Here is a 13360-nt window from a genome sequence, read left to right as displayed (position 1 = left end):
TTTGCAGTTTTAGACTGGCATGGGCGCGGGGGTCTCGATGGATGCGCCCGCGGACGCCGAGCAGACGTAGACGCGCGGCTCCAGCCCCGTCGCGGATTGATAGGCTTCCGCCACGGTGCGGGCGAAGTCGTCGGCGCCTTCCCCGTCCACCAGCGCCACCGCGCACCCGCCGAAGCCGGCGCCCGTCATCCGCGCGCCGCGGCAGGCATCGTGACCTTGCGCCAGTTCCACGATCACGTCCAGTTCCTTCCGCGACACCTCGAAGTCGTCGCGCAGGCTCGCGTGGCTCTCGTTCATCAGCCGGCCCACGGTGGCGGCGTCGCCCCGCTCCAGCGCATCCGCCGCCTGCAGGGTGCGCGCGTTCTCGGTGATGACGTGGCGGGCGCGACGGCGCATCACGTTCTCCATCCGGGGGGCCAGCCGCTCGAACCGCTCCACGTCCACGTCGCGCAATGCCTCGACTCCGAAGAAGTCGGCCGCCTCCTCACAGTGCAGCCGCCGATCGTTGTACGCCGAGTCCACCAAACCGCGGCGGGTGGCGGTGTCCAGGATCACCACCGCGCTGCGGGGCGGCATGGGCACCGAGCGCGTTTCCAACGAGCGGCAGTCGATCAGCAGGGCGTGCCCTTCCTCGCCCGCGGCCGAGATCATCTGGTCCATGATGCCGCAGCGCACGCCGATCCAGTCGTTCTCCGCCCGCTGCGCCGCTAGCGCCATCTCGCGCGGGTCCCACGGCATTCCCGAAATGGACGCAAAGGCGCGGGCGGAGGCCAGTTCGAAGGCGGCGCTGGACGAAAGCCCCGCCCCGATGGGCACGTCGCCGGCCGCCACGCCGTCCCATCCCTTCAGGCCGCGCGTCTTCTTCTGGAGCACCCACGCCACGCCCTGCACGTAGTTGATCCACTCGTTGCCCGTGCTGGCCAGGTGGTCCAGGTCGAACTCGCGGTCCTCGTCGAAGTCCAGCGAGTGGATGAACACCTTCGAGTCGTCGCGCGGGCGCAGGGCGATCCAGGCCGCGCGGTCGATGGCCATCGGCAGCACGAAGCCGTCGTTGTAGTCGGTGTGCTCGCCGATCAGGTTCACGCGGCCGGGCGCGCGGGCCACGCACGCCGGCGGCTCGCCGAAGCGCGCCTCGAACTCCCGCGTCACGCGGGCGCGAAGGCCGTTGTCGCTGCTCATGTCAGGAAATGGATCAAGGTTCAGGAAGCGGGCGCGGCGGCGCGGTCGTCGTATCCGCGGGGGTGCGTCCGGTGCCACGCCCAGGCGCTCTCGATGATGGCGTGCAGGTCCGTCCACTTCGGCTTCCAACCCAGCTCACGCTGGATGCGGTCGCTCGCGGCGATCAGCCGCGCGGGGTCACCGGGGCGGCGGGGGCCGGCGACGGCGGGAATGGCGTGGCCCGTGACGTCGCGCGCGGCCTCGATCACCTGGCGCACGCTGAAGCCGTGGCCGATCCCCAGGTTGTACGTGCGGCTCCCCTCGTCCAGCGCGCGCAGGGCGCGGATGTGGGCGTCGGCCAGATCCTCGACGTGGATGTAGTCGCGGATGCAGGTGCCGTCCGGCGTCTCGTAGTCTTCGCCGAAGATGGTCACGCGCTCCCGCTGCCCCAGCGCCACCTGCAGGACGATCGGGATCAGGTGCGTCTCGGGATCGTGGTCCTCGCCCAGCTCGGGCGAGAGGGCGCCGCAGGCGTTGAAGTACCGCAGCGCCGCATAGCGCATCCCGAAGCGGTCGTCCATCCAGTGAAGCATCCGCTCCAGGATGAACTTCGACTCGCCGTACGGGCTTCCCGGCGAGATGGACGTGCCCTCGTCGATGGGGTCGCGGTCCGGCAGGCCGAACAGGTTGGCCGTCGACGACAGGATGAAGCGGCCGACGCCGTGCTCCACGGCGCTTTCCAGCAGGTTCAGCCCGTTGCGGACGTTGTTCCCCAGGTGGCGGAACGGGTGCTCCATCGACTCGCCCACCAGCGTGTGCGAGGCGAAGTGGAGAATGCCCTCCGGCCGGTGCTCCGCCATCGCCTGGTCGATCGCCCCGCGGTCGTCCAGCCCCGCCACGACCAGCGTCGCCTGGGGATGCACGGCGGCCCGGTGCCCCTGCGACAGGTCGTCGAACACCACCACCTCGTCCCCACCCGCCACCAGCTGGTGCACCACGGCGCTGCCGATGTACCCCGCCCCACCCGTAACCAGCACCCTCATCGCGCAACTCCGATCGTTTGCATTTCCGTCACGTCATCGTATGCGGCGACGCCCTCGTCGTCCGCCTTCACCACCACGCGTTCCCCGTCCAGCACCAGCGGCACGGCGAGGAGCGCGCGGAACTCGTTGTAGCCCGTCCGGCCGGGAAAGAAGGCGTGCAGGAACAGCCACGGCTCTCCGTCCGGCCCCTCCGCCACGGACGGATGCCCGGGCCCCCACCACTCCGCGGTCGAGCGAAGGAGCGGCTGGGCCATCTTCCGGTACGGCCCCAGCGGCGCGTCCGCCACCGCCACGCCGATGCCGTAGCGCGCGGTGGAGAAGTCGTTGCCGGCGTAGAACAGGTAGTGCTTGCCCCCGCGACGGGTGACCCAGATGCCCTCGATGAGGTGCGCCTCCCAGGGCTGGTCGTTCTGCAGCACCAGGGTGCGTTCCCCTTCCAGGCTGCACCCGTCCGCCGAAAGTCGCTGCGCCCACACCGGCGTGCGCATCGCGCTGAGGACCGCGCGGATGGCCTGCCGCACCGCCGGGTCCGCCTCGCGGCCGAGCATGGCCGAGAACCGGTTCCTCACCGCCGAAAACCGCTCGGTGACGGCTTCCACCAGCACCTGCTGGGCAAAGAAGCGCTCCATCGGCTCCAGTGTCCGCACCCACGGCCAGAGCGTCGCCAATAGGGACGCGGTGCGGCGGTCGGCTTCGTCCGGCAGCAGCTCGGCGATCAGCCGGCCGTGCTCGTGCAGCAGCTGGTGAAGCAGCCCCGGCCAGACGCCGTTGGTGTCGTCCTTCCACAGCAGGTAGGCGGCACCATCGTCGTCCACCACCACGTGCGGATCGATCACGCCGCCGCGTAGCACCGGCTCCGACGGTGTCTGGAACGGCCCGCCGGGGCTGGGCGACGTCGCCACGCCCATCGCCAGGTCGTGTCCATCCCGTTCCCGCGCCGCGAAGTACACCCGGTACTCGCCGCCGACCCGGTGCATCTCCGGCGCCCAGAAGTCGCTGACGCCCTCGCCGTCCGCCGCCCACGCCGGCTTGTGGCCCCGGGGAAAGACGAAGCCCACCATCTCCCAGTCCTCGAGGTCGCGCGAGCGGGCAATGGGAAACGCGTCGGGGGCGTCGTTGGAGGTGGCGACCAGGTAGTACCAACTCCCGCCCTCCTCGTCCGCGCGCATCACCGCCGGGTCGCCGTACCCGTGCAGCACGTCCGGCGACAGGTTCTCCGTCAGCAGCGGGCGAAAGGGGGCACGGAACGTCGCCGGCTCGGGCGGCTGCCGGTTGCGCGGCACCCGCGTGCCGAAGCGCGCCGCCAGTTCTGCGTAGACGTCCAGCCAGCCATTGTGCGTCCGCTCGCGCAGGGTGTACTCCCCCACGGCCCGCGCGCCGGCCGCGTCCGGTCCCATGACGACGAGGGTGCACCCGTCCGTGATCGCCCCCTCGAACCGGAAAGGCGCATCGGTGACGGCGGCGAGCCGGATTTCGTTCATCGAACGCGCCCGGTCAGCCTTCGCAGGGCTCGCCGGACGGAACGCGCAGCGGCACCCCGGACGCCACCGGCTGGCCGAAGTTGGGCGAACCGTCGGCGTTCCAGGTGAAGGGCTGCGCGCGGATCACCCGGTTCCAGTTGGGCCCCGTGTCCACCTTCGCGTGGTAGATGATCCAGTCCTCGGTGCCGTCCGGCGACTTCGCGAAGCCGTTGTGCCCCGGGCCGTACACCCCGTTGGCCTCGGCGAACACGGGGCCCGTCTTGGTCCAGCTGGAGGGCAGCATGGGGTCCGCCGTGGGGCTGTTCAGCCGCAGCATCCCCAGGCGGTACGACCGCAGCCACGACTCGCGCGTGGAGTACACGACGAACGTCTGGTCGCCGCGCGCCAGCACCTGCGGCCCCTCGTTCAGGTCCAGCCCGTCGACGGGATCTTCCCTCCGCTCCCAGCTTTCGGTGGGCGCGGAGATCTGCGCGCGCGGGCCGCTGATGGTGTGCGGGTTGGACATCCGCGCGATGTAGATGTACTGCGGCGTGCGCGCGAGCGGCGTGTTGTTCTCCCACCCCGACCACATGCCGTATAGCTGGCCGTTGAAGCGATGTACCGTAAAGTCGATGGCCCACACGTCGTCGGCGTGCGTAGCCAGGGTGCCGCCCGTATCCAGCTGGCCCAGGTCCTCGTACGCGCCCTGCGGATCGTTGGTCGCGGCGCGGATGACCCCCGCGCGCTGGTAGATGAACGGCGCGTCCTGTGGCCCGGGGCGGCCGGCTGCGTAGTAGATGTACCAGCGGCCGTCCACCAGGCGGATTTCCGGCGCCCAGACGTGCGTCTGGTTCCACCCCGTGTCGGGCGCGGTCCACACCTTTACGCTGTCGCGCATGGGGTCGGTGAGCTTTCTCGACCGGAAGACCCAGATGGTGCTATTTTGACCCTCCTGGTTCTTCGACTGCGCCATGTAGTAGTAGCCGTCGCGGAACTCCAGCCACGGGTCGGCGCCGCGGGCGACGGGGTTCGTGAACGTGCACACCGCGCCCGTGGCGGGTGCGGGCGTGCCCGGCGCCTGCACGGGCGGGGTGCACGCCGCGAGCTGCGCGGCGGCGAGCAGGCCCCAGGCGGCGCGGGCGAAGGCAGTCTGACCACGAGCGCGATTCATCGTATGACTTCCTCAGAGGCTGTTCCCGGGCCGGCAAGCTACCGGCCCCTCTTTCCCGAGCCCGCCGACCAGGGCGATCCCTACCTGCTCGCCATTCCCGACGGCGTGGCGGCGGACTACCGCTACTACGTGTACGTGACGCGGGACCAAACGAGCGATGGGCGGGGCGGCACGGCGACCCCCGGCGCCTTTCCCGCGTTCGCTTCGCACGACCTGGCCACCTGGCACCCGCTCGGGCCCACGCTGGAGGGCGACGCGACGCGCTACGCCTTCTGGGCGCCGTGCGTGCGGTACGTGGCCGGCCTGGAGCGCCCGTACGTGATGCTGTACTCGCACGGCGCGGGCATCGGCGAGCAGGCGCACATCGGCCACCAGATCCGCCGGGCCGACAGCGAGCGCCCGGAGGGCCCGTTCGTGGACACCGGCCACGTGCTGACGCCGGATACCGACTTCGCCATCGACGCCGACGTGTACCCCGCTCCCGACGGCTCGCTGCGGATGGCGTACGCCACCGACTTCGTGGACCGCGAGCCGTACGGCACCGGCATCGTGGAGGTGGCGGTGAGCGACGACCTCACGCGCGTCCTGTCATCCCCCGCCCTGCTGGCGCGCCCGTCCGAGGACTGGCACCTGTTCGACGGCGCGCGCCGCATGCCGTGGAAGAACATCCCCGGCGTGGACTGGCGCACCGACACCGTGCGCTGGAGCACCATCGAGGGGCCGGTCGGGGGCTTGGTGAATCCCCAAGGCCGGCGCGTCTACCTGTACAGCGGCGGATGCTACTTCGGCTTCTACGCCGTCGGCGCGCTGGTGGAGGACGACGCGGGCGCGCTGGTGAACGTTACGCGCGATGGGCGCGGGTTCGTTTTGGGCTCGCTTCCCGAGCACGGCTTCCATGCGCCCGGCCACTGCGACTGGTTCCGCGCCGCCGATGGCCGCGAGTGGCTGGTGACCCATGCCCGCTTCGGCTCGCCGGAGGCGCCCCGCAACGCCGCCCTCGTGGAGCTTCGCTGGGACGAGGACGGGCTGCCGTACTGCCCGCCGCCGGCGTAGTTCCCCCGGAGGCCCCTCCCCCCGCCCCCTCCCCGCACAAACTACGTGCGGAGAGGGGGAGAACGTCGGGGCGGTCGAGGCTGGATGCCGATGCATGCCGCGGCAGCCCCCTCCCCCCGGCCCCCGTCCCCCGCTTCGCAGGGGAGGGGGAGAACATCGCTCACGGCACAAACTACGTCCGGAGAGCAGAGCTTTGTCATCCTGAGGCGCAGGCGCGCCGGACCAGCCCATACCTCATCCTTCGCGCGCCGAAGGATCTAGCCTGCGGCACTTCTCAGCGTGGGCGCGGCAGCGAGCACCAATGCCCGAGCCACGTCGGTTCCCCCTCCCCCGCCCCTCCCCCGCAAACTGCGCGGGAGAGGGGAGAATTCATTGCATTTCCGGCGCTGGCCGCGGCTCCGAAGACGGGCCTCGGTCCACGCGGGGCCAGCCGTCGACGTAGACCAGCGGATCGATCAGCATCACGCGACGGGTGTTCACGTCGTCCGTGGGCTTGGAGCGCGGACGGCGCACGTCTACCGCGTGGTAGACGATCCAGTCGGTGCCGCGCGCGTCCGTGACCACCGAGTTGTGCCCCGGCGCGTTCCACTGCCCGCTTCGCTCCAGGATGGCGCTCGTCCGCGCGCCGGTCGCCTGGGCCAGCGTCTCAAACGGGCCCGTCGCGCTGCGCGAGCGCGCCACCAGCGCCGCGTAGTGCGCACGCGGGCCGCAGCAGTTGTCGCCGGAGTAGAACATGTAGTAGAACGGCGCGCGGTACGTCACCCACGCCCCCTCCACCAGCCGCTGGTAGTCGGTGGAATCCGACGTCGGCACGGTGTGCACCAGGTCCACCGGGGTGCTCCCCGCCGCGAAGGAGACGCGGTCCGCCGCAAGCTCCTGCACCTTGATCGGTCCAAAGCCCGAGCCCCAGTACAGCAGCCTCCGTCCGGTCTGCGGATCGTCGAAGGCCATCGGGTCGATGTTCACGAAGCTGGGACCGCACTGCAGCGGCTGGCCCTTGTCTGTGAATGGACCTTCGGGACGGCTGGCGGTCGCCACGGCCAGGCAGAGCCCTCGCGTGGTGTCGCTGAGCGCCGCGTCGGGCTTGGCGGAGTAGTAGAGGTAGAAGGTGCCGCCGTGCTCCGAGACGTGCGGCGCCCAGAAATCCTGCGTGCGGCTGGCCCACGATGGCTTCACCGGCAACGCGTCGCCGATCCGCTCCCAGGCCACCAGATCGCGGGAGCGCGCCACCTGGATGTTGATGGGAGTGCCATCGCGCTCGCCCTGCGTGGCATAGGCGTAGTACGTCCCGTCCGACGCCCGGATCACCGTCGGATCAGGGAAGTTGATGTCCAGGACGGGGTTCGTGTACGTCGCGGTCGATGCGGACGCGTCCGCGGACGGCGCGCGACCGGACGGCGGAGCGCAAGCGGAGAGCGCGGCAAGGGCGAGAACGGCGATGCGCATCACGCCGCACCCGCCGTGGCGCGCGTCTCGGAGAGCGCGCGCAGACGCTCGGCGCTGCTCTCCGGCGTCACGTCGCGCTGCGGCTCGCCCAGCATCTCGTATCCCACCATGAACTTTCTCACCGTGGCGGAGCGGAGCAGCGGGGGAAAGAAGTGCATGTGCAGGTGCCACTCCGGGTGGGGCTGGCCGTCGGTGGGCGCCTGGTGCAGCCCCGCCGAGTAGGGAAACGAGACGCCGAACAGGTTGTCGTAACGCGTGGTTAGCCGCTTGAGCACGTCAGCCAGGGCGTCGCGCTCGCGGTCGTCCAGCGCCAGCAGGTCGGGCACGGGGCGGCGGCTGACGACCATCGTCTCGAACGGCCAGACGGCCCAGAAGGGGACCAGCGCCACGAAACCGTCGTTGGCGCAAACGATCCGCTCCTGCCGATCCAGCTCCAGCCGCAGGTAGTCGTCCAGCAGCGTGCGGCCGTGCCGGGCGAAGTGCTCGCCCAGCCGCTCCCCCTCGCGCGCGGCGATCAGCGGAACGGAGCGCTGGGCCCAGATCTGCCCGTGGGGATGGGGGTTGCTGCACCCCATCGCCTCGCCCTTGTTCTCGAAGATCTGCACGTGCCCGATGTCGGGCCGGCTTCCCAGGCGCGCGAACTCGTCGGCCCACACGTCCACCACGCCGCGGAGGGCGCCGGGCTCCAGGTCCGGCAGCGACAGGTCGTGGCGCGGCGAAAAACAGACGACGCGGCACACGCCCGACTCGCTGCGGGCGCGCAGCAGGCCCTCGACTTCCACCTCCGCCTCGGGCGCGTCCGGCCGGAGCGCCGCGAAATCGTTGCCGAAGACGTACGTGCCCGTGTAGTCGGGATTCCGCTCGCCGCCGGCCCGCGCGTTCCCGGGGCACAGGTAGCACCCGGGATCGTGCGGCGGGCGCACCTCCGCGGCGGGCCGCTCCACCTGTCCCTGCCAGGGCCGCTTGGCGCGGTGGGGTGAAACCAGCACCCACTCGCCGGAAAGCGGGTTGAATCGGCGGTGCGGGTGTTCCAGCAGGTCGTTCGTTTCCGTCACGGTCGTCAATGGCCCGGCGTGGCCCGGCGCTGCAGGCGGCTCTGCACCACCACCACGCCCAGCAGGAACACGCCACGCAGCACCCCCTGCCACCAGGGGGTGATGGTGCCCTCCAGGTTGAACAGGTTGAAGATCACCCCCAACAGCAGCACGCCCACGACGGTGGATCCCACCCCGCCCTGCCCGCCGGAAAGCAGCGTTCCGCCTACGACCACGGCGGCGATGGCGTCCAGCTCCCAGCCCGTACCCGCCACCGGCTGCCCGGCGCCCAGCCGCCCAGCGAGGACGATTCCCGCCATGGCGGCCAGCACTCCGCTGATGGCGTACGTGGCGATCAGCACGCGGTCCACCTGCAAGCCCAGCAGCCGCGCGGCGTCCTGGTGGTCGCCCGCGGCGTACACGTAGCGCCCGAAGCGCGTGTAGCGGAGCACCACCCAGCCGATCAGGAACGCCAGCGCCGCCATGACCACGGGGACGGGGATCCCCAGCATCCGCCCGCGGCCCAGCCACATGAAGCCCTGCGCGGCCCGGTCCACCCGCACCGAGTTCTCTTCCGTCACGCCGAGCGCCACGCCGCGCGCGGCGATCATCATCGCCAGGGTGACGATGAAGGGCTGGATGCGCGCCTTGGTGATCAGCACGCCGTTGATGGTCCCCAGCACCGCCCCCGCCGCCAGTCCCCCGGCGACGGCGACGAACGTCCCCTGGGGCGAAAGAACGGCGGCCACGATTCCCGCCAGCGCCAGCACCGAGCCGACGGAAAGATCGATACCGCCGGTGAGGATCACCGTCGTCATCCCCAGCGCCACCATGCCGAGCATGCTGTTCTGGCGCAGCACGTTCAGCAGGTTCTCGGGGGTGGCGAAGGGCGCGTAGCGAATGGCGCCGAACACGCACACCACGATCAGCGCCACCACGGCGCCCTGGCGCTGCAGCAGCGACGCGGCCCTGGCGCGCAGCGCCGGCACCGGGCGCGAGGGGACTCCGCTTCCCGCGCCCGGCGGCGTGCTGCCGGGCTCCGCGAGGCGCACGTCGAGGGCGGCGCCGCCCATCTGCCCCTGATGTTCCACTAGACCCGCCTCGGGCGTTGGAGGTAGACGGCGAAGAAGATGATGAGCGCCTTGAAGGCCAGCGCCCACGCGTAGGGAACCAGCAGCATGTTGAAGCTGGTGGCGATCACCTGCATGATCAGCGCGCCCACGACGGTGCCCATGATGGTCGCGCGCCCGCCGCTGAGCAGCGTTCCGCCCACCACCACCGCGGCGATGGCATCCAGTTCCACGTTCTGGCCGATCTTGGCGGCGGCGCTGGCGCCCAGGCGCGACGCCTCGATCAGCCCCGCCATCCCCGCCAGCAAGCCGCTGATCACGTAGACGGAGACGACGGTGCGGTTGACGGGCACGCCCGCCAAGCGCGCGGCGGCGGGATTCCCGCCGGCGGCCAGGACGTACCGCCCGAACGGCGTGGACCGAAGGACGAAAACGGCGAGGCCCACGACCACGGCGGCGATCAGCACCTGCACGGGAACAGGACCAAGATGACCCCGCCCCAGCGACAGGAACCCGGGATCGTTGATGGCGATCAGGGCGCCGTCGCGGTTGATCACCTGCGCCAGCCCGCGCCCGGCCAGCAGGGTGGCGAGGGTAACGACGATCGCCTGCACCTTGAAGTACGAGACGAAGGCGCCGTTCAGCAGCCCCACCGCCATCGCCGCCAGCAGCGCCGCGGGAATGGCGACGAGGAGCCCGGAATCCAGCGTCACCGCCGCGACCGCCGCGGCGATGGCCATGACCGAGCCCACGGACAGGTCGATACCGCCGGTAGCGATCACCAGCGTCATCCCCACCGCGACGAGGAGGGTGACGGCGAGCTGGAACAGGATGTTCCAGAAGTTGCCGACGGAGGCGAAGTTGGGGGTGAAGAGGGCGTTGGCGATCACCAGCACCACCAGCGCGAGCACCGCGCCCCCCGTGGCGCCCAGCGCCGCCCATCCCCGGCCGGCCAGCCCCGCGCCGCGCGGGACCGCTGCAGTTGCTTCCATCTCAGGCCTCCAGGGCCGCGGAGGCCGACACGGCGCTTCCCTCGGCCATCGCGTGGATGATCGACTGCTGCGAGATGTCGTCGCCGCGCAGCTCGGCCACGTTCTGGCCGTCGCGCAGCACCACCACCCGCGAGCTCCCCTCCACCAGCTCTTCCAGCTCCGACGAGATCATCAGCACGCCCAGCCCGGTGCCGGCCAGCTCGTTGATCAGCGCCTGGATCTCGCCCTTGGCGCCGATGTCGATGCCCCGCGTGGGCTCGTCCAGGATCAGCAGCGCGGGGTTCATGCACAGCCAGCGGGCCAGGAGCACCTTCTGCTGGTTGCCGCCCGAAAGCTCGCGGATCTTCTGGTCGGCGCTGGTGGCCTTGACGCCCAGCCGCTTCATGAAGCGGTCGACGACTTCGCGCTGCTTCGCCCGGTCCACGATCCCCATCCGCGTGAGCGTCGGGAGCGCGGCCAGCGTCAGGTTCTCGCGCACGGAGAGTTCGGGGATGATCCCCTCGCCCTTGCGGTCCTCGGAAACGAAGGCGATCCCCGCGTGGATGGCGTCGTCCGGCGTGCGCGGAGAAAGGCGCTTTCCATCCAGCTGGATGGTGCCGTCCTCGGCCGGGTCGGCACCGAAGATGGCGCGCGCCGTCTCCGTCCGCCCCGACCCAAGCAGCCCGGCCACGCCCAGGATCTCTCCCTTCCTCACGTCCAGCGTCACGCCGCGAAGCTTCTGCCCGCGGCGCAGCCCCTCGGTGCGCAGCAGGGGCGCGGTGCCCTCGGCTTCCGCTTGGTTGGCGCCGAACCCCGTGGTGCCCTGCCGGAGCTCGTCGCGCTGCTTGCCCAGCATCAGGCAGACGAGGTCCAGCCGCTCCAGGTCGGCCACGCGATGGGTGCCCACCAGCTTGCCGTCGCGCAGCACGGTCACCCGGTCGCAGACGGTGTACAGCTCGTCGAAGCGGTGGCTGATGTAGACGATGGCGGTGCCCTGCGCCTGCAGCTGGCGGATGAGGTCGTACAGGATGGAAACCTCGCGCTCGGCCAGCGAACTCGTCGGCTCGTCGAGAACGAGAACCTTGGCGCCGAGCGAGACGCCGCGGGCGATGGCCACCATCTGCTGCTCGGCGGTGCTCAGCGCGCCGAGCGTGGCGCCGGGGTCGATCGCCAGCCCCAGCCGCTGCAGCAGGGCGGCGGTCTCGGTGTTCATCCGGCCCCAGTCCACCAGCCCCCAGCGGCGCGGCTCGCGGCCCAGGTACACGTTCTCGGCCACGGTGCGAAAGCTGAGAAGGTGAATTTCCTGGTGCACGGCGATGACGCCGGCGGCCTGCGCGGCGGCGGGCGTGGTGAAATCCACCGGCTGCCCTTCCAGCCACATCTGCCCGCCATCGCGGCGGTAGGCGCCGGTCATGATCTTGATGAGCGTGCTCTTGCCCGCGCCGTTCTCACCGACGAGCGCGTGCACCTCGCCCGCGCGCAGGGTGAAGTTCACGCCGTCGAGCGCCGTGGCGCCGGCGAAGCGCTTGACGATGCCCTCCATGCGGAGAATCTCGGGGGCGACGGAGGGCGGGGGCACGGGGGCCGGGTTCGTCATGCGGTGCGGGGCTGGGAGGGGGAAGTGCGTTAGTGCGTGAGTGCGTTAGTGCGGAAGTGAACTGCGGAGGTGCGTTTGCGCGGTTACTCACGCACTAACGCACTTCCGCACTCACGCACTTCAGTATGCCTCTGCCACGAACTGCGCCGCGTTGTTCCGGTCGAAGAAGCGGTCGGAGATCAGCTTCTTCGTGGGCACCTGCTCGCCCTTGCGGATCTGCTCGATGGTCTCGAAGGCGATGGGGCCGAAGCGCGGGTTGCTTTCCACCGTGGCGCCCAGCTCGCCGCGCTGAATGGCCTCGAGCGCGGCGCGCTGGCCGTCGATGGAAACGATCTTCACGTCCGTGCCCGGCGTGCGGCCGCCCGCCCGGATCGCCTGGATGGCGCCCAGCGCCATCTCGTCGTTGTGCGCGTAGACGGCGGTGATCTGCGGACCCAGCGACTGCGCGATGTTCTGCATGACCCGCTGCCCGTTGGCACGCGAGAACTCGCCCGTCTGCGAGGCCAGGATCTTCATCCCCGGGTGCTTGGCGATCACCTCGCGGAAGCCCTTGGCGCGGTCCGCCGCCACCGACGAACCCGGCGTGCCCGTGAGCTCCACGATGCCCGCGGTGCCGCCCGTCTCCTTGACCAGCCACTCGGCGGCGCGGCGCCCCTGCTCCACGAAGTTGCTCCCCAGGAAGGTGACGAAGTCCTCGCCCGGCGTGCCCTCGGCCTCGCGGTCCACCAGGATCACGGGAATGTTGGCGTCGCGGGCCGCCTGCAGCGCGGGGGCGAGTCCCTCGAACTCGCGCGGCGCCAGCAGGATCACGTCCACCCGGCGGGCGATCAGGTCCTCGACGTCGGCCACCTGCTTGGCCGTCTGGTCCTGCGCGTCGGTCACCACGATCTCCATCCCGCGCTTCTTGGCCTCGTCGCGCAGGCTGGCCGTCTGGGCCATCCGCCAGGGGTTGTCGTGCCCCATCTGCGAAAAGCCCACGGTGAACTTTCCATCGTCCTTGCGCTGGCACCCGGCCATGGGAAGGACGGCCAGGACGGCGAGGATGCCGGCGAGGAGCCTGCTGCTGCGGCGCTGCGGAAGGGACATGTGTCGTGCCGAGGGTACAGGGGTGACGACGCGAGCGGCGGAGCCGCGGGGGAGGTTCTGAACCTGTCCGAACGGGTTCAATTGATCCGAGAGTACACGCGGCCAGCACCGCTGTCAAGGATTTGGAGCAGATCATCCGTTCTCTGGACCAAGGAGCTTGACACCCGGGGGCGCACGGCCTAACCTAAACGCGCCCGAACCAGTTCAGGCGTGTTCGACTTCCTCGTGGGACCTCCTGCCGGTGCCTTCCGCGGCACCTTTTCGCAAGCGA

Annotated in this window: 11 protein-coding genes; 1 reads left to right on the top strand and 10 read right to left on the bottom strand. The window is 70.7% G+C overall.

All coding sequences use genetic code 11. From position 1 onward, the window contains the following. Positions 1-9: 9 nt before the first annotated feature. Genes galK through VGB24_RS03945 form a run of 4 tightly spaced genes read right to left on the bottom strand, consistent with a single transcriptional unit; the run spans position 10 to position 4832 of the window. Positions 10-1179: a galactokinase gene (galK, locus tag VGB24_RS03960; protein WP_331071662.1), complete on the bottom strand. Its 1170-nt coding sequence runs from the start codon at positions 1177-1179 to the stop codon at positions 10-12. 20 nt (positions 1180-1199) lie between these two features. Next, positions 1200-2201: a UDP-glucose 4-epimerase GalE gene (gene galE, locus VGB24_RS03955; protein ID WP_331071661.1), complete on the bottom strand. Its 1002-nt coding sequence runs from the start codon at positions 2199-2201 to the stop codon at positions 1200-1202. Then, positions 2198-3682 carry a glycoside hydrolase family 43 protein gene (locus VGB24_RS03950; protein WP_331071660.1) on the bottom strand — a complete coding sequence of 495 codons (1485 nt, stop codon included), beginning with the start codon at positions 3680-3682 and terminating at the stop codon, positions 2198-2200. The genes galE and VGB24_RS03950 overlap by 4 nt, the downstream gene beginning before the upstream one ends. A 13-nt stretch (positions 3683-3695) precedes the next feature. Continuing rightward, positions 3696-4832 carry a glycoside hydrolase family 43 protein gene (locus tag VGB24_RS03945; RefSeq protein WP_331071659.1) on the bottom strand — a complete coding sequence of 379 codons (1137 nt, stop codon included), beginning with the start codon at positions 4830-4832 and terminating at the stop codon, positions 3696-3698. A 3-nt stretch (positions 4833-4835) separates the two neighbouring features. Here VGB24_RS03945 and VGB24_RS03940 point away from each other — a divergent pair, with 3 nt between their 5' ends. Continuing rightward, positions 4836-5885 (top strand): family 43 glycosylhydrolase, encoded by a 1050-nt coding sequence (locus VGB24_RS03940; protein ID WP_331071658.1) that lies wholly within the window; start codon positions 4836-4838, stop codon positions 5883-5885. 369 nt (positions 5886-6254) lie between these two features. On the opposite strand, the gene VGB24_RS03935 is transcribed toward VGB24_RS03940, so the two are convergent. The 6 genes from VGB24_RS03935 to VGB24_RS03910 all read right to left on the bottom strand — a co-directional run bounded on the left by VGB24_RS03935 (position 6255) and on the right by VGB24_RS03910 (position 13089). Beyond that, the gene (locus VGB24_RS03935) at positions 6255-7331 is read right to left on the bottom strand and encodes a glycoside hydrolase family 43 protein (protein WP_331071657.1); all 1077 of its coding nucleotides are present in this window, start codon (positions 7329-7331) and stop codon (positions 6255-6257) included. Continuing rightward, positions 7331-8386: a UDP-glucose--hexose-1-phosphate uridylyltransferase gene (locus VGB24_RS03930; RefSeq protein WP_331071656.1), complete on the bottom strand. Its 1056-nt coding sequence runs from the start codon at positions 8384-8386 to the stop codon at positions 7331-7333. The genes VGB24_RS03935 and VGB24_RS03930 overlap by 1 nt, the downstream gene beginning before the upstream one ends. 5 nt (positions 8387-8391) lie before the next feature. Then, complete coding sequence (locus VGB24_RS03925; RefSeq protein WP_331071655.1) at positions 8392-9456, bottom strand: ABC transporter permease; 1065 nt, start codon at positions 9454-9456, stop codon at positions 8392-8394. Further along, complete coding sequence (locus VGB24_RS03920; protein WP_331071654.1) at positions 9456-10427, bottom strand: ABC transporter permease; 972 nt, start codon at positions 10425-10427, stop codon at positions 9456-9458. Before VGB24_RS03920 ends, VGB24_RS03925 begins: the two co-directional genes overlap by 1 nt. A 1-nt stretch (position 10428) precedes the next feature. Further along, positions 10429-12003: a sugar ABC transporter ATP-binding protein gene (locus VGB24_RS03915; RefSeq protein WP_331071653.1), complete on the bottom strand. Its 1575-nt coding sequence runs from the start codon at positions 12001-12003 to the stop codon at positions 10429-10431. Between the two features lie 120 nt (positions 12004-12123). Beyond that, entirely contained in the window at positions 12124-13089 is a 966-nt protein-coding gene (locus tag VGB24_RS03910) for an ABC transporter substrate-binding protein (RefSeq protein WP_331071652.1), read from the bottom strand. Positions 13090-13360: the final 271 nt, after the last annotated feature.

The sequence above is a fragment of the Longimicrobium sp. genome (assembly GCF_036399935.1).
GTDB lineage: Bacteria > Gemmatimonadota > Gemmatimonadetes > Longimicrobiales > Longimicrobiaceae > Longimicrobium.
This window is presented reverse-complemented; position numbering and strand designations above follow the sequence as displayed.

Bases quoted from the DNA above. Each gene is read 5' to 3' on its own strand.
- galK (WP_331071662.1), bottom strand. From the start codon at position 1,179: ATGAGCAGCGACAACGGCCTTCGCGCCCGCGTGACGCGGGAGTTCGAG.
- galE (WP_331071661.1), bottom strand. From the start codon at position 2,201: ATGAGGGTGCTGGTTACGGGTGGGGCGGGGTACATCGGCAGCGCCGTG.
- VGB24_RS03950 (WP_331071660.1), bottom strand. From the start codon at position 3,682: ATGAACGAAATCCGGCTCGCCGCCGTCACCGATGCGCCTTTCCGGTTC.
- VGB24_RS03945 (WP_331071659.1), bottom strand. From the start codon at position 4,832: ATGAATCGCGCTCGTGGTCAGACTGCCTTCGCCCGCGCCGCCTGGGGC.
- VGB24_RS03940 (WP_331071658.1), top strand. From the start codon at position 4,836: ATGACTTCCTCAGAGGCTGTTCCCGGGCCGGCAAGCTACCGGCCCCTC.
- VGB24_RS03935 (WP_331071657.1), bottom strand. From the start codon at position 7,331: ATGCGCATCGCCGTTCTCGCCCTTGCCGCGCTCTCCGCTTGCGCTCCG.
- VGB24_RS03920 (WP_331071654.1), bottom strand. From the start codon at position 10,427: ATGGAAGCAACTGCAGCGGTCCCGCGCGGCGCGGGGCTGGCCGGCCGG.
- VGB24_RS03915 (WP_331071653.1), bottom strand. From the start codon at position 12,003: ATGACGAACCCGGCCCCCGTGCCCCCGCCCTCCGTCGCCCCCGAGATT.
- VGB24_RS03910 (WP_331071652.1), bottom strand. From the start codon at position 13,089: ATGTCCCTTCCGCAGCGCCGCAGCAGCAGGCTCCTCGCCGGCATCCTC.